This is a genomic window from Orrella dioscoreae (assembly GCF_900089455.2).
Lineage (GTDB): Bacteria > Pseudomonadota > Gammaproteobacteria > Burkholderiales > Burkholderiaceae_B > Orrella > Orrella dioscoreae.
The window spans coordinates 3,996,110-4,018,171 of sequence record NZ_LT907988.1 but is presented as its reverse complement, the minus strand read 5'-3'; the positions used below and the strand labels follow the sequence as shown (position 1 = coordinate 4,018,171).

The following is a 22,062-nucleotide window of genomic DNA, read 5'->3' as shown; positions in this document are numbered from 1 at the left end:
TGCTGATAATGCGCAATTTATCCAGGTGGCGAGTTTTCATTATTTAAATGGATTGGGGAAAAACCGGCAGATAATGCGCCTGAATGGTTATCCAATATTGAAAGGGAAAATTCGCATGTAGTTGATTCGAATGGATTTCCGTGAAAAACAACAGCTTATTTACTTACAGATTCTGTTTTCCGGTCTGATAGTCTCGCCGCAATGGATAGGGTGTAATCGTCGCCGTCGGGGACGGTCCGCACCATTATTTTTCCGGTAAACCAGGAGAAGATCTGTGTACGCCAAGAAGAGCAAAATGTTGGCCGGCGCGCTGTTGGCAGGCAGCCTCGGTGCCTCCGCCGTCGCCCAGGCCGAAACGTCGGTAACCCTGTATGGGTTGATCGACGCGGGCCTGGTCTATCAGCGTGGGAAGGTGGGCCGTACCGACGGCGCCCGGCCCCAATATGGCGGCGATTACCAGTCGCGCCTGTCGACGGGGGCGAACCAGCAGAGCGGTTCGCGCTGGGGCCTGCGTGGCAGCGAAGACCTGGGCGACGGCCTGCGCGCCATCTTCGTGCTGGAAAGCGGCTTTTCGCCCACGACCGGCCGCTCGGGCCAGAGTGACCGGCTGTTCGGCCGCCAGGCCACCTTGGGACTCGCGCACGATGCCTATGGCCGCATCGATTTGGGCCGGCAGAAAAACGTCGCGAGCAATTTCCTGAAGGGCATCGACCCCTTCGAACTGGATTTCCTGCAGGCCACGGCCGGCACCGCGTTCAGCGCCGCCAACAGCGTGCGCTACGACAACGCGATCCTTTACCACACGCCGGTGTGGGGCGGCTTCCAGGCCGCGGTGGGCTACTCCTTCGAATTCGACCAGGACCGCACCTTGCCCGGCGCCTTCGAGAACGACGAGAAGAACCGCGCGGTCACCGCCGGCCTGCGCTACGCCTCGGGCCCGCTCGAGGTCGCGCTGACCTATGACCAGCAGTTCCGCCATCCCAGCGCGCCGCAGCCCAAGCAGGCCATCCTGGGCGCGGCCTATGACCTGGAGGTGCTGAAGATCTCGGCCGCCTATGGCTACACCAAGGACGGTCTGCTGTCCGGCCAGGACATCGACCTCGTGGCCGGCAGGAACAACCCGAACACGCCCGCCCGGGGCACCGGGACGACCAACCAGGACTTCACCTGGAAGGGCCTGACGGTGCATTCCTACCTGGTCGGCCTGTCCGCGCCGGTGGGTGCCTCGGGCAAGGTGCTGGGTTCCTACCAGCGCGCCGACCCGAACAAGAACCTCTCGGCCACCGACGTCTACAGCCTGGGCTACCTGCACGACCTGTCCAAGCGCACCAACCTGTACGCGTTCGCCTCGTACGCGAACCGCGCGGCGTTCGTCTACGGCAACAAGATGACCACCGTGGGCGTGGGCTTGCGCCACCGTTTCTGATCGACTCGACGTCCGCCGGGCCGCTTGCAGGCCTGGCCGGACATCCGCAGGGCAATACCGGCCGGCTATCGCAGAGGGCAGGTCAGGTTCTTGAGCCACCTTTCGGGGTGGCTCTTTTTTGCCTTGGGACGACCCGGCGACAAGGAAAGTCCCCCGCGTCGCGCCCGCTAGCGCCGCAGGAAATAGAGCTGCTGCCAGTCGTCCAGGTGGCGACGCACCACTGTGCTGAAGTATTCGTCCAGCTGGCGCGCCGCTTCATCGTCGGTCAGCGTCGCGCCAGGCTCGGAGAGGTCCATGGGCGTGCCCAGGTGCAGCATGAAGTGCGCCCCTTCGAGACGTCGACGCAGGTGCACCGGCACCAGCAGGGCGCCGCTCAGGCGTGCCAGGCGCAGTGCCAGGGTCAGGTTGCCTCCTCGCGGCAGCGGGCCGCCGAAGACGGGAAAGTGGATCTGCTGGCCGCGGGCCTCGTCCAGATGCAGCAGGATCGATTGGCGCGGCGCGCGCAGGTGGCGCAGCAGCTGGCGGGCCGCCGAGATGCTGGGGTGCAGGATCTGCACGTCCATGCCCGCGCGCATGCGCACGGCCAGGCGCTCGCGGTAGCGGTTGGCGAAGGGCCGGGTGGTGGTCGCGGCTCGGTGGCGCACGCGGCGCAGCAGGATGGCGCCCAGCAGGTCGCCGAGATTGGCGGTGTGCACCGACACGAAGATCAGCGGCCGGCCGGAAGCGACCACGCGCGACAGCGTGACGGGGTCCGCCAGCAGCACGCGCGCCTCGCTGCACACCCGGTCCGCGTTCAGGGCCTCCAGGAAGGCGCGGCCCGAGTTGGCCCGCAGGCGCTCAAGCAATTGCGCGCGCGCGGGTTCGGACAGGCCGGGCGCCAGGTCGCCCAGCGCGATGCCAGCGCGTTGCGAGAGCCTGGCCAGCTCCGCGCCGCGGTAGCGGCCCAGCCGCGCGCCGATGCGCGAAACCAGGTCCAGGGGCAGGGCGCGAAACAGGTGGAAGAAGGCATGTTCGGCCAGGCCGACGGCTGGATCGCGCAGCCAGTACCGGCACCAGCGGCGGCATGCGGCGCCGCTGCGCAGCGCGCCTCGCAGGCTTGGCGGCGCCGCATGTTCTGCCCCCGTGCGCACGAGCGGCACGCTGCGGGCGGGGCGCACGTCGGGATGTGGCATGGCCGGGCCCTAATCCGCCAGCGCGGCCAGTCCGCGGACCAGCGCATCGACGGTTGCATCGATCTGTGCCTCGGTGTGCAGGCAGGACAGGAAAAAGCGCAGCCGTGCCGCGTTCTCGGGGACAGCCGGATGGAGGATGGGTTGTGCGTTGATGCCTTCGCGCCACAAGGCGGCGGAGAGCCGGGCAGCGCGCATCGAGCCACCGACGATGGCGGGGATGACCGCCAGCCCCGCGCTGGTGCCGGTGTCCACGCCCGCGGCCCGGGCACGCGACAGGAAGCGCTCGCCGCGCGCGCGCAGCGTGGCAACGCGCTCGGGCTCGGCCTGCATGCACCGCAACGCCGCCAGCGAGCCCGCGGCCAGGGCGGGCGGCAGGCCGACGCTGTACAGGAAGCCCGGCGCCAGGAACCGCAATTGTTCGACCAGCGCGGACTCGCCGGCGATGTAGCCGCCGCAGCCCGCCAGCGTCTTGCTGAGCGTGCCCATCCAGATGTCGACGTCGCCCGCCGACAGGCCGTGGTGGGCATGGCTGCCCTGGCCTTGCGGCCCCAGCACGCCAAGCGCATGGGCCTCGTCGACCATCAGGAAGGCGTGGTGGCGTTGCTTGGCGCGGACGAAGCGCGGCAGGTCTGGATAGTCTCCGTCCATGCTGTAGAGGCCTTCCACCACGATCAGCACGCGCTCGAATTCGTGACGGTGGGCGGCAAGCAGCCGTTCCAGCGCCTGCCCGTCGTTGTGGGGGAAGGGCAGGCGGTGCGCGCCTGAGAGTTGGATGCCCTGCAGCACGCTGTTGTGGATGAGCGCATCGTGCAGGATCAGGTCACGCGGACCGAACAGGTGGCCGATGGTCGTGACGTTGGTGGCATGGCCGCTGACGAACGCCACCGCGTCGTCCACGCCGTAGAGATCGGCCAGTGCGCGTTCCAATGCCTGGTGGACGGGACGTTCGCCCGACACGAGCCGGCTGGCCGAGGTGGACGTGCCGTAGCGGTCGATCGCCGCCTTGGCGGCTTCGCAGACCGTGGGGTCGCCCGCCATGCCCAGGTAGTTGTAGCTGGCGAAGTTGATGTAGGACCGGCCCTCGATGAGGGAAGTCGCGCCGGCGATGCCCTCGTGCGCCTTGAAGTAGGGGTTCTCGACGCCCAGCCGCGCGGCGTTGTCGCGCATCGCCCGCAATTGCAGGTAGCCCGGGTGCAGGTCGAAGCGGTAGTGCGCTGCCGGAATGGGGGCCTGCAGCGGCAGCGGCGCCAGCGTCTGCGCGCGACGCTGGCGCGCCTGCCGTGCGCCGTCGATCAGCGCGCGCTTGAGCGCGGCGGGCAGCGCCGTGGTATCGGAAGCGTCGCTCATGGCATCACGCGGGGGGCTTGGGCCGCGCCCGGTAGTTGTGCGGCATCGGCCGAAGGCAGGGCGGCGCCGGGCGCCGCGTCCTGGCCGGTGTCGTCCGAGCCCGGCCCGCTCCCGCCTTCGCCGCGCAGCGCCGCGCCGATACGGCGCGCCAACTTTTCGGGGCTGGCCTGTCCGGCGACCGCGCCGGGCGGCAGGCGCACGCCCGTGCGCGCCTCCAGCGCCACGGTAAGCTCGACGCCCATCAGCGAGTCCAGGCCGAGGTCGTTCAAGGGGCGTGCGGCATCGATCCGCGTGGCGGGCAGGTGCAGGATCTGGCCGATCTCGTGGCGCAACAGTTCCAGCAGCTTCTCTTGCAGCGCCGCGTCGGGCAGGGTGCGTGCCAGCGCGGGCAGGTCCTCGCGCGGCACCGCGGCGCCCTCGCCCGCGTCGCCGCCAGGCGGCGACAGCAGTGCGAAGCGCGGCGTGGCGGCCAGCGGCAGCGTGCCGGCCAGGCGCTTGCCGTCCAGCGCCAGGATGGCCGGGTCCGGCGTGCCCTCGTCCAGCGCTTGCGCCATGGCGGCCAGCGCGTCGGCCGCCGGGAGCGCCGCGCCGCCCATGCGCTGCAGGAGCGCTTCGCGTGTGGCGGGATGACGGGCCAGGAAACCGGCATCGGCAATGGCCCCCCACCGCAAGCAGACCGCGGGCAGCCCGATGTCGCGGCGATGGCGGGCCAGCGCCTCCATCCAGCCGTTGGCCGCCACGTAGCTGCCTTGCCCGGCGTTGCCAAACAGCGTGGTGGCCGAGGAATACATGACGAAGAGCGAGAGCGCGATGCCTCGGGCCTGGGTCTGTTCATGCAGGTGCCAGGCGCCCAGCACCTTGGGGGCCATGGCGGCGGCGATGCGGGAGGCGTCCAGCGACGCGGCCAGGCCGTCGTCGTAGAGGGTCGCGGCATGCACGATGCCTGCCAGCGCCGGCAGGCGCGCGCCGATATGGTCCAGCAACGCCGATACCTGGTCCGCCGCCGCGATGTCGCAGGCGGTGGTCCACACCGACACGCCCTGGCTGCGCAGCGCCGCGACGATCGCGTGCGCCTCGTCGTCGAGCGTGCCCGAGCGGCTGGCCAGCGCCAGGTGGCGCGCGCCACGCTCCGCCAGCCATTGCGCCGTGCGCAGGCCGAAGCCGCGCAGCCCGCCGGTGACGAGGTAGGTGGCCGAGGGGTCCGGCTTCCACGCGCTGCCTTGCGGCGCAGCCGGGGCGGCGGCCGCGTGGATGCCGTCCCGGTAGTGGACGACGATCTTGCCGATGTGGCTGGCCTGCTGCATGTGCCGGAAGGCTTCCACCACGTCGTCCGCGGCGAAGGCGCGATACGGCAGCGGGTGCAGCACACCGGTATCGAAGAGGGTCATCAGTTCGCCGTATAGCCGGCGCGTCAGGGCGGGGCGCAGGTGCATCAGTTGGTCGGCGTCCACGCCGAAGTAGCTGATGTTGTTGCGGAAGGGGCGTAGGCCGATGCGCGTGTTGTCGTAGAAGTCCCGCTTGCCCAGCTCGATATGGCGGCCGAAAGGCTTGAGCACCCGCAGGTTGCGGTTCACGGCCTCGCCTGCCAGCGAGTTCAGGACCACGTCCACGCCTTCGCCGCCGGTCGCCGCCAGGATGTCGTCGGCGAAAGCCAGCGAGCGGGAGTCATGGATATCCGTGATGCCCATCAGGCGCAGGAAATCCCGCTTCTCCGGCGAGCCGGCCGTGGCATGGATGCGGGCGCCGCGCCAGCGCGCGATCTGGATCGCCGCCAGGCCCACGCCGCCGGTGGCGCCGTGGATCAGCACGGCCTCGCCGGGTTCCAGCCGGGCCAGGTGGTGCAAGGCGTAGTAGACCGTGAAGAAGGTGCTGGGAATGGTGGCGGCCGCCTCGAAGGCCAGGCCCCTGGGCATCACGGCGCAGGCTTCGGTGGTGGTGCGCATGCGCGTGCCGAAGCTGTGCGGACCGAAACCCGCCACCGCGTCGCCCTGCCGGAAATCCGTCACCTGCGGGCCCACGCGCGTGACCACGCCTGCAAACTCCAGTCCCAGCGCCGGTCCGGTGAAGCCATTCTCCAGTGCCTCGTCGGACAGCATGCCCAAGGCATACATCAGGTCGCGGAAGTTCAGCCCGGTGGCGTGCACAGCCACCTCGATCTCGCCCTTACCGGGCGGCGTTGCGTTCACCGGCTCCCAGGCCAGGTTGCCCAGTTGGCCGGGCTGCGCGAAACCCAGGCGCCAGGCCGTGTCGGCCGTTGCGGGCCGGTCCACTTGCCTGGCCGGCCGCAGGCGCGGCGCCTGGCGCTCGCCGCCCGGGCCGAAGACCAGCTCCGTTTCCGCGTCGGGGGCGCCGAGCGACAGGGCGAGCGCGGCCAGGACGGCCGGCGCATCCTCGCCTTCCAGGGGCAGGTCTGCCATGCGCAGCGGCAGTCCCGGCATTTCGTTCATCAGCGTGCGCCCGAAGGCCCACAGTGCAGCGCTGCCTGTCTCGCCCAGCGTCCGCGGGCCGCGGGGGGACGCGCCGTACACGCCTTGCGTCAACAGCCAGCAGGCGGGCGGGCTGGCAAGCGCCCCGGCGTGCCGGGCAAGGTGCGCGGCGATGTGGCAGTGGCGGGCACGGCAGGCCACCACGTCGGCGGCGGGCAGGTGCGCGCCCGGCACGCCGGGCAGGTAGACGAGGGATTCCAGGCCGCCCAGCGCCTGCCGCGCCGCCTCGATGGCCGTCGGCACCGTGTCGGCGGTGTCGCAGTCCTGCACGCGTACGGAGACGCCGAGCGCGGTCAGGTGGCTGGCCAGCGAGCCGGCCAATGCGCTGGCGGTGTCGGCGGCGAGGATCAGGCAGCGCGTCGTGGCGCCGGGCGCCATGACGGCGGGCGACTGGGCGCACGGGTCCCGCTGGGCCAGCAGCAGGAAGCAGCCTCCCAGGCTGTCGTCCTCGGCATCGACCTGCTCCAGCGCGCGCCAGCCGCGCGCGGCCAGGCTGGCCTGCCAGGCCGAGGCGGACTGCTGGAGCGATCGGGGGGCGCCCGCCGCGTTGTCCGCCTCCGCGGTGTCTTCCACCCACCAGTCCGGCCGGGTGCCGCACACGAAATCCAGCCAGCGCGCGGGATGATGGCCGATGAAGAGCAGGGTGCCATCGGGGGCCAGGCTGGCCTCCACCGCTTGCAGGGTGTCGAGGGCCTCGCGCCACGAGGCGAAGACGCCGTGGACGATGGCCAGGTCATGGGCAGGCGGCGTGTCTGCCGCCGGGTCGGGCTTGGCGCTGCCGTCTTGCCGGGGCGCGCCCGCCAGCGCGGCAAGCTGGGCGGGCCCCGCTTCGTCCAAGGTGATCGCACGATAGTCGGCCCAGTCGCCCAGCGACGCGCCGAAGCCGGCCGCGCCGATGCCGGCCGCGCCAATTTCCACCACGCGGGTGCGGCGGGGCGTTGGCGCGTCGGCGTGGCCGGCGCCGGTGCGCGCGTGTAGGGTTTCCAGGGCGCGGGCCACGCGCGCGCGGACGGCATCGACGGCGTGCGGCGCGGCCAGTGTGGCCGGGGCGCTGCGCGGTGGCTCGGCGCGGTCGCCGCGCAGCGCGGCCGCCAGGGCAAGGCCTGTACGCCCCACGGCCAGCAGGGCTGGCAGCGCATCGGGGTATTCGCGCAGCAGGCTCGGCCAGAGCCGTTGCGGCGCCAGGTCTTCGTCCAGGGGCGCGAGCCGCCAGTCCGCGCCTGTCGGCACGGCCAGGCCATCGGCCACGCTCGCGTCGAGCAGGTGCTCCAGCCAGGCCGACAGCGCGGGTAGCGCCGCAAGCCGCGCTTGCAGCGTTTCGCTTCGCAGCAGTCCGTCGCCTTGTGCCAGGCCGTGCCAGGCGTGCAGCGCATAGCGCTGGCACAGGCTGTCGAGCAAGGGATCGATTTCCTCGACATGGCGCCGCGCCTGGCGGGCCAGTGCGTCGCCCGGGCTGGCTGCGCGCAGCGCCGCCGCGAGCGCCGATGGCACCAGCGGATTCGCAGGGGCCGGCGACCCGGCTTGCGGACGTGGCAGCAGGATTTCTTCCAGCCGCGCCGGCGTGGGGGCCGCGCGCCCGAGGCGTTGCGCCGCGCGGCAACGCAGGTGTTCCACCGTTGCGACGAGGCTGCCCTGCGTGTCGTGCAGGGTCAGGGAAAGCAGCAGGGAGTGGCGCGTACGGCGCAACGGCACCAGGCGCGCATAGGCCGGCCGGCCTGCATCGCGGCGTACCGACAGGCGGCCGATCTTGGTCGGCAGGTATACCGGTCCCGGCGCGTGCGCCTGCGGTCCGCCCTGGCCATGCACGGCAAGCTGCAGGGCGCCGTCCAGCAGCGTCGGCGGCAGCAGCCAGGGTGTCTCCTCGGCCGCCAGGCGCGCCGCGTCGGTGTAGCGGGCCACGATCGTCCCGTCGGGTTCACACCAGCCTGCTGCCAGCGTCTGGAAGGCGGGGCCGTAATCCAGCCCCGCCAGGCGCAGCGCCATGTAGTGCCCGGCCGCCTCGAAGTCGGGTGCGCGGGTGGGGGGAGACCAGACCGGCGGCGCGCTTGCCGCGGGCGCGCCATCGGACAACAGCCGCGCGCGCAGCTGCGGCTGCCACGGCACGTCGCCCAGGTCGCGTGCGGACAGGCTGAGCCGTCCGTCCGCGGCGTCCACGGCCACCCTGATTTCCTTGCTCGCGCCAGCGGCCAGTGCGAGGGGCGCCAGGATATCCAGTTCCTCCACATCCAGCCAGGCGCCGGGCGCGTGTTGCCGCGCCGCGGCCAGCGCGATTTCAGCGAAGCCGGCCGCCGGGAACAGGATGGCGCCGCCCACCACGTGGTCGGCGAGCCACGGCTGTGTCGCCGTGTCCAGTTCCGCCTGCCAGGTTCCCGGCGTCTCGCAGGGATAGCCCAGCAAGGGATGGACGGGTGCGCGTGCCAGCAGACGAGGCGAGCGCGACGACACGGGGTGCCAGTGCGGCTCGCGCTGCCAGGGGTAGGTGGGCAGGTCGGCGTGGCGACCGCGTCGCGGGAACACCTGGCTCCAGCCGATCGTGGCGCCAGCCAGTACCGCCTGCGCGGCCGCCGCCACGATCCGGGCCGCCGCGTCGTCGCCGCGCGTGCCGGTGGGGATCACCACGCCTGGCCGCTCGGCCTGCTTGAGCGCGTCGTTGGCGTAGCCGCGCAGCACGGGGTGCGGACCGACCTCGACCAGGACGTTCAGGCCCTGCGCGGCCAGGTGCTGCAGCGACGCCTCGAACGCGACGGGCTGGCGGATGTTGCGCCACCAATAGTCCGCGTCCAGTTGCCGGCCGTCCAGCGGCCCGCCTGTGACGGTGGAGTGGAAGGGGGTATGGCTGGTGCGTGGCGACAGATCCGCCAGGGCGTCGACCAGTTCGGCCTCGATGCCATCCATGGCCGGTGTGTGGAAGGCGTAGTCCAGGTCCAGCCGGCGGCACGCGATGCGTTGCTGCGTCAGCCACGACTCGAATCGCGCCAGCGCGGCGACCGGGCCGCCCACGGTCACGCCGTTGGGGCCGTTGCTGGCGGCGATATGCAATTGCGCGGCCAGCCCCGCTTGCGCCAGGGCCTGGACGGCCTGCCGGCTGCCCAGCGTCACGGCCGTCATGCCGCCCTGGCCGCGCGTCGTGGCCTGCAGGCGGCTGCGATGATGGATGACGCGCACCGCGTCCGCCAGGCCCAGCGCGCCGCTGGCCCAAGCGGCCGCCACCTCGCCCACGCTGTGGCCCACGACCGCGAGCGGGCGGATGTGACGCTGCGCCAGCATTTCCGTGATGCCCACCTGCACGGCGAAGAGTGCGGGCTGCGCGATTGCCGTGTCGTCGTAGCGGCAGGCCTGGGGGGGCCGCGCCAGTTCGTCTTCCAGGGCGTAGCCGGCCAGGGGCCGGAACACGGTGTCGATGGCGCGCACGGCGTCGCGGAATACGGGGTCGTCCAGCAATTGCGCGCCCATGCCCGCCCATTGCGACCCGTTGCCGGAATAGAGGAATACCGGCCCCTGCGCCTCGGCCACGCCCTGCCCGGCGTGCACCGGCAGCGGTGGCTGGCGTCCCTGCGCGAAGGCCCGCAGGCTCTCGGCCATCGGCCCGGCCTGCCGGCCCCAGACGATGGCGCGATGGGTGTGCCAGTCGCGCTGGAAGATGCTTTGGTAGGCCTTGTCGTACAGCGTGGCGCCGCGCGCGTTTTCAAGCGACCGCGCCATCGCCTCGGCGGCGGCGTTCAGCGCCTGGGGCGTCCTGCCGCTGACGACCACCGGCAGGAGCACGTCGGCGGAGCGCGCCGCGGGCGCGTCTTGGCGCAAGGGGTCCGGGCTCTGCAGGATCAGGTGGGCGTTGGCGCCGCCGAAGCCGAAGGAATTCACGCCGATCGTCAGGCGTCCTTGCGCGCGCAGCGGCAGGGTATTGCGCACCAGCGACAGGTTCCAGGCGTCGAGGTCGATGGCGGGGTTGGGGGCATCGATGCCGATGGTGGCTGGAACCTGGCGGTGGATCAGGCAATGCAGGGCCTTGACCATTCCCGCCGCGCCCGACGCGGCTTCCAGGTGACCCATGTTGCTCTTGACCGAGCCGATAGGCAGGGGCGCGCCCGCGGGACGCGCGCTGCCCAGCGCCGCGCCGATGGCCTGCGCCTCGATGGGGTCGCCCACCGCGGTGCCCGTGCCGTGGGCCTCCAGGTAGTCCAGTTCCGCGGGGTCGATGCCCGCCTGGGCGTAGGTCCGGCGCAGCAGCGCGGCCTGCGCCTGTCCGCTGGGCACGGCAAGGCCTGCCTTGCGGCCATCGGTGTTGACGGCGGAGTGGGCCACCACCGCCAGGATGCGGTCGCCGTCCGCCACTGCCTGGTCATGGCGCTTGAGCAGGAACAGTCCCGCGCCTTCGGCGCGCACGTAGCCGTCGGCCGAGGCATCGAAGGCACGGCTGCGGCCGCGCGGCGAGAGCATGCCTGCCTTGGAGAACACCACGAAGCCGTAGGGATGCGCGTGCAGGCTGATGCCGCCGGCCAGCGCCTGCGTGACTTCGCCGGCACGGATCGCCTGGCAGGCCTGGTGCAGCGCCACCAGCGAGGACGAGCAGGCGGTGTCCAGCGCCATGCTGGGGCCGCGCAGGTCGAACGCGTAGGAAATGCGGTTGGCGACGATGCTGGAGGTATTGCCCGTGGCCGTGGCCGCATCGATGGCGTCCAGGTCTTCCGCCATCCGGTAGGCGTAATCGACGCTGGAGACGCCGACATACACGCCGCAATCGCTGCCCCGCAGGGTGCTGGGCCGCACACCGGCGTCCTCCAGCGTTTCCCAGGCCAGTTCCAGCAGCATGCGCTGCTGCGGGTCCATCTGCGCCGCCTCGCGCGGCGAGACGCCGAAGAAGTCGGCATCGAAGCCGGCGATGTCGCCCACCGATCCCGCCGCGAACGTGTATGCCGTGCCGGCATGCGCGCGCGACGGATGAAGATAGGTCTCCTTGCGCCAGCGCGCCTCGTCGGTGGCCGTGACGAGGTCCCGGCCCTGCAGCAGGTCTTCCCAGTAGCGATCCCGGTCGGTGCCGGGGAAACGAAAGGCGTGGCCGACGATCGCGACGCGATGATCCATGCGTGAGCGCTCCTTCGCGCGCGGCCCGGTAGGGCTCATTACAGGCCCAGCACGACCTTGGCGGCCACCGCGATCTGGTACACGATCGTCGACAGCGCGCGGGTGATCTCCAGGCTCTTGGTTTCGATTTGCGGCAGCACCACCAATTGGTCGCCTGAACGGATGGCCCCGGCCCGCTCGGCATTGACGGCCTCGCCGTTCTGGCGCACCACGATGACCTTGGAGGTCTTGGGCGATTGCGTGAAGCCGCCCGCCATCTGCACGTAGTCGTCGGCGTCCAGGCCGCGTTGCCAGCTGAAGGCGTTCGGGAACAGCACGCCGCCATTGACCGCCACCAGCGAGGTGCGCTCGGGAATGACCAGTTCGTCACCGTCTTCCAGGATGGTGTCGCCGATCTCCTTGCCGTTCAGGACCACCTGCCCCAGCGGCTCGATCTGGCGGGCCTTCTCCACGAAATTCAAGGTCAGCTCCGCCTCGCCGCGGCGCAGCGAGGCTTCCTCGCTGGTGGCCGAGCGGGCGGTGAGCACGCTTTCCTCGAGCTTGTTCAGCGAGACTTCCAGCATCCGCTTCTGCTGTTCCTTGGTCGACTTGCGGAACAGCTGGATCGCATCCATCACCGACAGCGGATTGGCCTGGATCATGGGCAGCACGTCGCGCAGTTGCGCGCCGTAGGGCAGCACCATCGCATGCTGGCCGGAGTGCGCGCCGCTGACGCGGATCTGGATGGTGCCAGGGTAGCGGTCGGCGGTGACGGTGAAGGTGTCGCCGTCTTCGAGCGTCACCTCGGCAGCCTGGCCGATCGGGAAGTACTCCGTGCGGCGCTCCAGCCCCTGGCGGCGCTGCACGCTCACGTGGGTGGCGCCCGGCGTCGGACGGGCCATGCGCAGCGCCTCGGCCAGCGATACGGTGGGCGTGGGGAACTCGAAATCGTTCTGGTTCAGCACCGCGCCGTCGGCGCTGAAGACGTGCGCCCGGGGTTGCACCATGATGACGTCACCGTCGGAGAACTGCACCAGGTCGAGTTGGCCGCTGAGCAGGAAATCGTACAGGTTGAAGGTCTTGCGCACCTTGCCGTTGCGCATCACGTTGACGACCGTGTAGCTGCCGCGTTCCGCGTCGATGCCGCCGGCACGATCCAGGTAGGACAGCACGGAGTCCGAGGCGAGCCCCTGGTACAGGCCGGGGTTGCGCACGTAGCCCGTCACGAACACCTTCACGGGCTGGGCCAGGTCCAGCGTGGCATAGATGTTGTTGGCGCCGGCCCGGAAGGTCGAGGAGACCGCGCCGCGGATCGCCTGGTTCAGGTCGCCGTTGCGCAGGCCCGCCACCTGCACGGGGCCGACCTCGGGAATGAAGAGGTTGCCATGGCTGTCGATCACCAGGGTATCGGTGAAGTTGACCCCGCCCCAGATGCGCAGCAATACCTTGTCGCCGATCGCCAGGCGGTAGTCGGGGTTGAAGCCCGAGCCGTTGAGCATGGCGAAGTGGCCGTTGAAGAGCTGGGCGCCGAACATCCGGCTGGGCGGATACAGCGATGCCGGCGCGCCTTGGGCCGCGGGCAGCTGCATGGGCTGCGGATTGGGCTGCGGCCCCCCCGAGATGCCCGCCGCGCGGTTGGCGACGTCCTCCAGCGAGGTGCCGGTCATCGACTTGAAGGTATCCCGGACGAATCCCGGGGCGTTTGCCTGCCCTTGGCCTTGGCCTTGGCTGGCGGTGTCCTGCGCGGACGACTGGGCTGCCTGCGCGGCCTGGCGCGCCTGATACTGCTCGTAACTCTGGGCCGCCGCAGGCGCTCCCAAAACCAATAACAATATGCAGGCTGACAGTCTGGAAAATAAACTTTGCGGAATCGTCATGCGATCGAAGCCTGCATTCCGGGGGTAATCCGGGGTTATCTGGAAAACATTCGGCCGGTGTGCGGGCGATGCGGAGGGACGATGTTAGCAGGACAGTTTTTGGGTTGGTAGATAATTGAAAATGACAAAATTCCCGCTGCGCTTATTGCGCATGTTTCGTGCATTTTTTTAATATGAATTCTCTCCATGACGGGTTCTTCTTTTTGCGCGGATATACAGTTTCTTTCTTTTTTTGCGGACGCTACTGATAAAAATGCGAAAAATAATCGCAAAAAATGCGCATGATTCCGCAGTTACGTCCCACAGTTTGAATCAAGGCGTAAAACCCGCTTCCGTCCAGGCCTCCCTGCCCGCCGCTGGCGCCGGGGACGATGCCTTGCTGGCCCGGCGGGAACAGTTCCTCCAGATCGAGTCGGAATGGTTGCACCGAACGATTTCGTACCAGATCGGCAACGCCATCCTCGACGCCACCCATTCCCTTTCCGGCCTGTGGCGTTTGCCGGGACGCCTGTTGGCCATCCACCGGGAGGCGCGCAGCCGCCGAGTGGCCCGGCTGGGCGGCGGGCGGTCGGGTGGCGCTCAGCAGTTGGCCTGGGAGATCGCCGCGGCATGGCCGTCCCTGACCGTCGAGCGTGCGCTTGCCCATATCGGCGCCCGCCAGGGCACGCCGGCGCTGGCCGCGCTCACCGCCCACGAGACCGCCCGGATACTGATCGATTACGACCCCGGCGCGGCCTTGCGTTTCGGCGAGCACGCCTACCGCCTGAATCCCACGCCGCAAGTGGGCAAGTGGTTGGCGTTCGCCCACCACAAAAGCGGCAACGTCACTGCCGCGGCCGCGCTGCTGGCGCGCCCCGACATCGCCGCCAGCGTGTTGCGGGCCAACGAGATCCGTACCTGGTCGGTGGTCCGCGACAATGCCAGGCTGCTGGCGCAACTGCCCCCCATCCCGGGGCGCGCTTGCCCGCCGCCGCGGCGGCCGGGACCGTTGCGCGTGCTCTATGTGGTCAGCGCGCTCACGCCCACGCACACCTCCGGCTATGCCATCCGCTCGCACGCGCTGGCCCGCGCCCTGGGGCAGCGCGACGACCTGGAGGTGTCCGTGGTCACCCGGCCGGGTTATCCGTGGGACCGGCGCGACGCGCTGGGACCCCTCACGCCGGAGCGCGTGGTGCGCGTCGACGGGCTTGCCTACGATCGCATCCCCTGCGAAGTGGGGCACGGCGAAGCGCTCAGCGACTACATGGGGCATGCGAGCACGGCGCTGGAGCAATACGCCGCCGCGCGCGACATCGACGTGGTGGTGGCGGCCTCGAATCACGTCAACGCGCTGCCGGCGCTGCTGGCGGCGCGCCGGCTGGGCTGTGCCTTCATCTATGAAGTGCGCGGGTTCTGGGAGCTGACCGCCGCCGCGCGCCACCCCAGCCTGCTCCAGTCCGAGCGCTTCCGGCTGCAGCGGTCGCTGGAGATGCTGGTGGCCACGCATGCCGATGCCGTGCTGACGCTCACGACGGGCCTGCGCCAGGTGCTTTGCGAGGGCGGCGTCGATCCGCGCAAGGTGGGCTTGGTGCCCAATGCCGTGGATGCCGAGCGTTTTCCCGCGCAGGGGCGCGACGAGGCGCTGGCGCAAGCGCTTGGGGTGCCTGCCGAGCGCGTGATGCTGGGTTTCGTGGGGTCGCTGGAACATTACGAGGGGCTGGGCCCGCTGCTGTCTGTCTTGCGCGAGCTGCTGGACGAAGGGCTGGACCTCGGCCTCATCGTGGTGGGCGACGGGCGCCAGCGCGCGGAGCTGGCGCAGCAGGTGATCCGCCTGGGCCTGTCCGCGCACGTGATATTCGCCGGCCGCGTGCCCGCCGAGGCCGTGGCGCGTTATTACTCGCTGGTCGACATCGCGCCGTTCCCGCGCCTGCCGCTGGAGGTCTGCGAGCTGGTTTCGCCCATCAAGCCGATGGAAGCCATGGCCATGGGCAAGGCCGTGCTGGTGTCTTCCGTGCAGGCCTTGCGGGACATCGTGGACGATGGCGCAACCGGGTTGGTCTTCGAGAAAGGGGATGCCCACGCGCTGGCCGACGCGCTGCGGCGGCTGGCCGTCGATGGCGCCCTGCGGCGCAGCCTGGGCGAACGCGCGCGCGCGGAGGTGACCGCCGCGTTCACCTGGCGCCAGCGCGCCGCCGAAGTGGCGCGCTGGGCCGAACACGTTTCGGCGGAGCGGGAGGAAGCGCCGGCCTCGATAAGGCAGGCCGGCGCTTGAACGGCGCTTGGCCGCGTGCCGCTCAGGCCGTCATGCGGCCAGGACCGTCGCGTCGTCGGCCGTCTCCCAGTACGAGTAGGTGCGCAGCACACGCAACTCCAGCGTGGCGGCGCCTTCGCCCGCCAGCAGCGCCGCCGGGATCAGGCTGCGGCCCATGGTCCAGCGCATGGGCGTGCCGTGCGCGTCCTGCGGATCGTTGAACCCCTGCAGGCGCGGATCCATGAGGTCGATGGGCTGGCGTTGCTCGCCACGCAGCAAGGCCAGGCTGGCCAGGCCCACGCCCACCCTGCGGCGGTCCATGCGCACATGGACGCTGGTCTCGCGCACGATCGCCGAGCGAGACACCAGGTAGACGTCCTGCCCCGCGGCCGTGGCCGGGATGTCGAAGGCGTACAGGCCGCTCGCCGGGTCGACGCGCGAGGGTACGATGCGCTGACCGGCGATCTCCAGGCGCAGGTCGGGTTCGGCCACGCGCCGCACGCCGGTCAGCATCTGTGCGCGCACCAGCAACTGGTTGCGCAGGGTTTCGACGTAACGGCCGCTACGTTCGATGGTCAGGCCCTCGATCTGCGGGCGGCCGGCTGCCGGTCCGAAGTCGGGGCGCAGCGCCACGGTGTCCGCGTTCTGGAACATCTGGCGGTTGCCGGTGTCCACGTACGACTCCGCCGGCACGCCGTCGGCCAGCAGGATGTCGAAGCGGTCGAGCTCGACGTGGAAATATTCGAACGACACCCGTTCGCGGTCCTGCACGATGGTCAGGCCGTTGATGAGCGCCATGGCGGGGACCAGGCGGCCGTCGAAATACAGGTGGTGGCCCGGCGACACCGTCAGGTCGCGTACCGGCCGTCCGTCGGCCAGCGCGTCCTTGGCGATGCGCACCGGATAGGCGCGCAAGGCGTCCTTGGCCGGGATGCGGTTGCGGTGCAGCTTGCGATAGCCCACCCACTTGACGGTGGCGACGCCGCCCGACGCGGTGCGCACACGGTCGCCTTCGCGCAGGTCCTCGACCGCGGTTTCGCCATCGGGAGTGGCGATCAGGGTGCCGCGCAGGAAGCATGCATAGACCACGTTGCCGTCGGCGTCCAGCGAGAAGCTGCCGTCGGTGGGCAGGTCCGGCGCGTTGAAGCTGGCGATGGGGGTCTGCACGCCGAGCAGGCCTGAACGATAGACCGTCAGGACGCCGTTCTCGTAGCTGATGCTGGAAGCGGGCGTGGGGTCGCCGATCAGGTTGCCTTGCGATACGTTGAGCTTGTCGCCCGCCGTCAGTCCGGTGATGGTGGGGCGGGCGCTGAGGTCCAGGTTCGCCGTGGGGGCCACGAAGCTGAGCGTGCCTGTTCCGCCCGACGCGAATTCGATGCTGGTGTTGTTCAGCAGGCCCACGTTCAGCGTGCCGCCGCCGTAGCCAAGCGAGGCGTTCTCGCCGATGCGGTAGGTCAGGCTGTTGCCCGCGCCCACGCCGGCGAAGGACGTGACGTTGACGTTGGCGCCGTTGGTCGCCTCGATGATGGTGTCGCCGCCCACCGCGGCGCTGATGGCGCCCGACAGGTCGACGTCGACGCCGTCGATGATCAGGGTATTGGAGCCGCTCAGGTTCAGTGACAGGGTATCGCCGTTGGCGACGGGCTGATCCTGCGGGACGCGGGTGGTCTGGTCGCCGAGCAGGTTGAGATTGATGAGAGCCATGTTGGATTCCTTGGTGCGTTTTTCAGAAAAAAAATAGCCCCTGCCCCTTCTTGCGATGCAAAAAGGCGCTTGCGTGTCACGCGTAAAAAGGAGGGGGGGCGGTCAGGCGCCGGGCGGCTGCCGGTCAGGAGGGGGCATGCTTGATCATTCTCTTTCTCCCATATGGAAAGCTGAATGGACACCAAGGCATCCGGGGCGGGTAGATAATCCCGCTCGAACAGAAACAGGAAGTGCGCGCTCGGTAATAAGCGTTACTGCCTGTCACCGGCCTTGATGTTGCCCTGTCGCCGCGCAACAAGGTAATGAAAAAAAGCACGCCAACGAGTAAATCGTGCATTTTTCAAAATATTTTTGGCGCGCGGCGCAATATTCCTGTGCTCTGCGCGAATAATGCAAAAAAAAGGCCGCGCATTATCTCGATGCGCGGCCGGCAGTTTGGGGGAAGGCGGATCAGGCGGCGTTGTCCGAGACGTCGCTGGATCCATGGGTGTGGGACGCCGCCAGGAAGGCGCACGTGCGATAGAACGCCTCTTTCTTCTGGCGCCTGTAGGCACCCGGCGCCAGGCCGAATTCCTCCCTGAACACGCGACCGAAGTAAACCGAATTGGAAAAGCCGCAACGCTCGGCCACGTCGGCGATGGAGAGGTGCCAGAAGTCAGGGTTCTCCAGGAAGGCCTGGGCCTGGCTCATGCGGATGGATTTGAGCGTCTGCAGGAACGTCTGTCCGTCCGGGCGCAATTCGAAGAGCTTGTGCACCTGCCGGACCGAAATGCGGAATTCCTCGGCCATCCGGCTGGCGGTGAGATCGGGCTCGCTGTAGTGCTTCTTCAGCCACGCGAGCATCTGGGGGAGCACCAGATTGGGGGCGCCGAAAGCCAATTCGCGCGCCCCTGGCAGCGGTGGGGCGTCGTTGTGCGCCGACACGAAGCTGCGGGTGTGCTCCAGCAGATCGTACACGTCGAATTCGATGGCTTTCTCTATCGATGCGTCGATCTCGGAGATGCTGGGCGTGCCCAGCATGGTGTCCTTGGCCCAGTCGACCAGATGTTGCGCCAGCCGTTGGGCGCAGCCGGCCGGGGAGTGGCCGGAGGTGATGCGGCGGGTCAGCGTGCCCAGCCCGATCTGCCGGCAGTAATGATCCGACAGGACACCGAAAAGCGTCCGGCTGCCTTGCGGCGCATGATCTGGGCCGGACCCGGGCAACATCAGGAAGCGCCTCGATTCGGCCATGACTTCGGCCAGGTCGTTCTCGGGACTGTAGAGCGTGACCCGGTCACCCACGTGGATCATGTGCCAGTTGTCCTGGGCGGCGCTTGCCGCGGCCAGCAACTGCGCCTGCTTCAGGAAGCTCTCGCCGCGCGTGCCTGTCATCAGGTTCATGCGGCCCAGCAGGCAGATAAGGACCTGCTCCCTGCGAGAGGAGTGAATCATGGTGGGCGACCCGGCAAGTGCGTCGCCCCCGAACCTCTGGCTTCTGCTGGTGGTGATTAAAGGGCTGTCATTGAAAGCAGACAATGCCGCTGGTGTCAGAAGTGAAGTTGAATTGCCGCCGTTTTTCATAATGCCTCACGTAAATACTGGTCCGGCTAGAAAGCGCAGTTACTTATTTGCGCGAGTTTCGGCGGGCCGTATCCTCCGTCGGCATTGATTCTTGCAAAGGATTACTCAAGGTCGGTAGTGAGATCGCGCACTCCAATATGAGGATGGCGCAGCTTCTTGCAAAACATTATTACGGGCTGCCGTATTGATCCTCACGAAACCGGTTATCGTGGGAGCACGGGCAGCAATAGGTATTCCTGTTTCGTCTGGTTAGTCGCGAAACAAGTCTGAATGAAATTTAATATTTCAAATTTATTCGCGCCCGGCGACCCGCTCTCCGAAGGCGGCGCATTATCACTCTTTTTGGCACGCCTTTCTGGCCTGCCCGTGAACTCCCCCTCCGCTGCGCAGTCCAACCGCCCGCTCGCCCGTGGCCCGCCCGCGCGGCCGAGGCCCGGCACGCCCGCTGCGGCGGCAAGGGCGCCTGTCTTGGGTTAGCATTCAACGTTCGCCCTGTTGCCAGCTGGGCAGGGGCGCGGGCCCCGCATTCTTGCCTGACTTGGAGGTCTTCGAGGCCGCAATGAAATATTGGATCAAACGCATACTGATTGGCCTGGTTGTGCTGGCCCTCGTGGTCGTCGTGGGCGTGGCCATCTTTTTGCTCACGTTTGATCCGAACGCCTACAAGTACAAGCTCGAGGAAATGATCCAGGCGCGCTATGACCGCAGCCTGTCGATCGAAGGTCCCATCGAGTTGTCCCTGTTCCCCCGCATCGGCCTGTCGGTGCAGGACGTCTCGTTGTCCGAAGCCGGCAGCACCGAACAGTTCGCCTCCATCGAAAGCGCCCGCGTGGCGGTGGCCGTCTGGCCGCTGCTGTTCAACCAGCTGGTGGTCGACCACGTGACCATCAATGGTTTCAAGGCGCGCGTCGTGCGCGGCAAGGACGGCGAATTCAACTTCAGCAACCTGGTCAATCGGGGCGACGGCGCGCTGGTGCTGCCCGAGCGGGACGCCGAGCCCGAGACGCCCGCGCCCGCCGCAGCCACCGACACCAGCAATCTCACGCCTGCGCAGGCCGCGGCTGGCGCCACGGCCCTGGGCGCCGAAGCGGGCGCCGCTGCCGTCAACGAGGTGTCGCAGGCCATCCGCCGCACCGAGATGCAGATCGACATCGCCGGCCTGGACCTGAAGGAAGGCGATATCCAGCTGCAGGACGCGCAAAGCGGCATGGCGGTGCGCATCGCCAACCTGAACGTCGCCACCGGCCGCGTCACCTTCGACCAGGCTTTCGACGTCTCCCTGTCCGCCCGCATCGAGGGCGGCAATCCGCGCGTGGACGCCGGGCTGACCGCCCAGGGCCTGCTCAAGCTCGATCCGGCCGCCATGAAATACGGCGTGCAGCGCCTGGACATGCGCATGGACGGCCGCCTGGGCGATGTGACCGCCAACGCGCTGACCGCGCGCGGCAACCTGGCTTTCGACGCCGGGCTCAGCGCCCTGGACGTGTCGGGCCTGGAAGTGGTGTTCGCGGGTGACATGAAGCCGGCCGACAAGGCCGCCAAGCCGCTTACCGGCGTGGAAGCCACGATGACCGTGCCGCGCCTGTCGGCGCACCCGGGCCGCCTGCACCTGCAGATCGAGAAGCTCGTGACCCGCGCCACCGGCCGCTGGGGCGAGAACCCCTTCGAATTCGCCGTGGACGCGCCCGCCCTCAATATCCAGTCCACCAAGGCTTCCGGCCAGGCGCTGACCGGCAGGCTGCGCGTGGACGGCGAGGAAGCCATGAACGTCGGCCTGGGGCTGACCGGCCTGTCGGGCACGGCCCAGGCGCTGGACATCAAGGAAGCCAAGCTGGACGTCAACGTCAAGCAAGGCCAGCGCCTCATCCAGGGCAATGTCGTGTCGCCGCTGTCGCTGAGCCTGCTGCAGCGCATGTTCGCGCTTTCCGCCCTGAAGGGCGAAGTGCGCATCACCGATCCCGGCCTGCCCAATGGCGCGCTGCAGATCCCGGTGATCGGCAGCCTGTCCGCCGACCTGTCCAAGGACCAGGCCCGCGCGCGCCTGAATGCCGTGCTGGAAGGCGGCAAGTTCGATCTTTCGGCCGACGTCACGCGCCTGGCCGATCCGCTGGTGAAGTTCGGCCTGGCCGTCGACACCCTGGATCTCGACAAGCTGGCGCCCGCCCGCCTGCCGGTCAAGCCCCAGCCCGCAACGGGCGGTGGCGATGGCTCGGGCACGCCGCCGCCCGCGCCTGCCCCGGCGCCCCAGCCCAAACCGGTGGATTTCTCGGTGCTGAACGGCGTGACCGCCGATGGCAGCATCAAGGTGGGCGAGCTGGTGGTGCGCAACCTGAAGGCCAGCGACTTCGGCGCCAAGATCAAGATTGCCCAGGGCAAGCTGGACATCTCCGAGATCGCCGCGCAGCTCTATGAAGGCAAGCTGGCTGGCCAACTGAGCGCCGACGCCAACGGCAACCAGCTGGGCGCCAAGCTGTCGCTGTCGGACATCGCCATCGATCCGATCCTGACCGACGTGCGCGGCCAGAGCCACCTGAGCGGCAAGGGCGGCCTGACGCTGGACCTGCGCGCCTCGGGCGTGAACAGCGACGAATGGCGCCGTACGCTGGGCGGCACGGCGCAACTGCGCCTGCGCGACGGCGCGATCAAGGGCATCAACATTGCCGCGCTGCTGCGCGAAGCCCGCGCCGCGGCCTCGGGCTCGCGTGACGAGGGCGACATCAGCGGCCCGCGCCAGACCGATTTCTCGTCGCTGGAAGCCGACCTGGCGCTGGCCAAGGGCATCGCCACCGTGCGCCGCCTGGAAATGGCCGCGCCGCTGCTGCGCGTCAGCCAGGGCAAGCCCGCGGAACTGAACCTGGTCGATTCCCTCGTCAACCTGGTGCTGAACGTGCGCGTGGTCAACACGTCCACGGGGCAGGATGGCAAGGCGCTGGCCGCGCTGCGCAACGTCACCATCCCGCTGCAGATCGCCGGACCGATGGACAAGCCTGTCTACAGCCTGCAATGGCGTGGCGCGGGCAGCGAAGCGCTGCGCCGGTCGCTGGAAGACAAGCTGGCCGAGGAAATCGAACGCCACACCTCCAAGCTGCCCGTGAAGCCGACCGAGCCGCAAGGCACGGGCGAGGGCGGCCTGGTCGAGCAGGAAACGGTCAAGAGCCTGGGCAACGCGCTGAAGGGCTTGCTGGGCCGTTGAGCGGCG

9 protein-coding genes are annotated in these 22,062 nt (G+C 69.1%); 3 read left to right on the top strand and 6 right to left on the bottom strand.

Annotation, left to right across the window (positions count from 1 at the left end; translation table 11 throughout):
• Positions 1–295 precede the first annotated feature (295 nt).
• On the top strand, positions 296–1,426 hold the full coding sequence (locus ODI_RS18545; RefSeq protein WP_067749929.1) for a porin: 1,131 nt from the start codon (positions 296–298) through the stop codon (positions 1,424–1,426).
• Positions 1,427–1,593: 167 nt separating this feature from the next.
• On the opposite strand, the gene ODI_RS18540 is transcribed toward ODI_RS18545, so the two are convergent.
• Genes ODI_RS18540 through ODI_RS18525 form a run of 4 tightly spaced genes read right to left on the bottom strand, consistent with a single transcriptional unit; the run spans position 1,594 to position 13,159 of the window.
• A complete protein-coding gene (locus ODI_RS18540; RefSeq protein WP_067749865.1) occupies positions 1,594–2,598 on the bottom strand; it encodes a lysophospholipid acyltransferase family protein in 1,005 nt (334 codons plus the stop codon).
• A gap of 9 nt (positions 2,599–2,607) precedes the next feature.
• Positions 2,608–3,945: an aminotransferase class I/II-fold pyridoxal phosphate-dependent enzyme gene (locus ODI_RS18535; protein WP_067749863.1), complete on the bottom strand. Its 1,338-nt coding sequence runs from the start codon at positions 3,943–3,945 to the stop codon at positions 2,608–2,610.
• A complete protein-coding gene (locus ODI_RS18530; protein ID WP_067749861.1) occupies positions 3,942–11,513 on the bottom strand; it encodes a type I polyketide synthase in 7,572 nt (2,523 codons plus the stop codon). The genes ODI_RS18535 and ODI_RS18530 overlap by 4 nt, the downstream gene beginning before the upstream one ends.
• Positions 11,514–11,551: 38 nt before the next feature.
• Positions 11,552–13,159 (bottom strand): polysaccharide biosynthesis/export family protein, encoded by a 1,608-nt coding sequence (locus tag ODI_RS18525; protein WP_231968094.1) that lies wholly within the window; start codon positions 13,157–13,159, stop codon positions 11,552–11,554.
• A gap of 517 nt (positions 13,160–13,676) precedes the next feature.
• On the opposite strand from ODI_RS18525, the gene ODI_RS18520 reads away from it, so the two are divergent.
• On the top strand, positions 13,677–15,620 hold the full coding sequence (locus ODI_RS18520; RefSeq protein ID WP_162292303.1) for a glycosyltransferase family 4 protein: 1,944 nt from the start codon (positions 13,677–13,679) through the stop codon (positions 15,618–15,620).
• 30 nt (positions 15,621–15,650) lie between these two features.
• Here the strand turns inward: ODI_RS18520 and ODI_RS18515 are convergent, their stop codons facing one another.
• Together ODI_RS18515 and ODI_RS18510 are read right to left on the bottom strand one after the other, a co-directional pair.
• Entirely contained in the window at positions 15,651–17,303 is a 1,653-nt protein-coding gene (locus ODI_RS18515; RefSeq protein WP_067749857.1) for a Hint domain-containing protein, read from the bottom strand.
• A gap of 450 nt (positions 17,304–17,753) precedes the next feature.
• Positions 17,754–18,734 carry a helix-turn-helix transcriptional regulator gene (locus tag ODI_RS18510; RefSeq protein WP_157929788.1) on the bottom strand — a complete coding sequence of 327 codons (981 nt, stop codon included), beginning with the start codon at positions 18,732–18,734 and terminating at the stop codon, positions 17,754–17,756.
• Between the two features lie 688 nt (positions 18,735–19,422).
• Here ODI_RS18510 and ODI_RS18505 point away from each other — a divergent pair.
• On the top strand, positions 19,423–22,056 hold the full coding sequence (locus ODI_RS18505; RefSeq protein WP_067749853.1) for an AsmA family protein: 2,634 nt from the start codon (positions 19,423–19,425) through the stop codon (positions 22,054–22,056).
• Positions 22,057–22,062: the final 6 nt, after the last annotated feature.

What these genes read in the sequence shown, in the direction of transcription:
- ODI_RS18505 (WP_067749853.1), top strand. Translation starts at nt 19,423, where the DNA reads ATGAAATATTGGATCAAACGCATACTGATTGGCCTGGTTGTGCTGGCC.
- ODI_RS18540 (WP_067749865.1), bottom strand. Translation starts at nt 2,598, where the DNA reads ATGCCACATCCCGACGTGCGCCCCGCCCGCAGCGTGCCGCTCGTGCGC.
- ODI_RS18535 (WP_067749863.1), bottom strand. Translation starts at nt 3,945, where the DNA reads ATGAGCGACGCTTCCGATACCACGGCGCTGCCCGCCGCGCTCAAGCGC.
- ODI_RS18545 (WP_067749929.1), top strand. Translation starts at nt 296, where the DNA reads ATGTTGGCCGGCGCGCTGTTGGCAGGCAGCCTCGGTGCCTCCGCCGTC.
- ODI_RS18515 (WP_067749857.1), bottom strand. Translation starts at nt 17,303, where the DNA reads ATGGCTCTCATCAATCTCAACCTGCTCGGCGACCAGACCACCCGCGTC.
- ODI_RS18530 (WP_067749861.1), bottom strand. Translation starts at nt 11,513, where the DNA reads ATGGATCATCGCGTCGCGATCGTCGGCCACGCCTTTCGTTTCCCCGGC.
- ODI_RS18510 (WP_157929788.1), bottom strand. Translation starts at nt 18,734, where the DNA reads ATGATTCACTCCTCTCGCAGGGAGCAGGTCCTTATCTGCCTGCTGGGC.
- ODI_RS18525 (WP_231968094.1), bottom strand. Translation starts at nt 13,159, where the DNA reads ATGACCGGCACCTCGCTGGAGGACGTCGCCAACCGCGCGGCGGGCATC.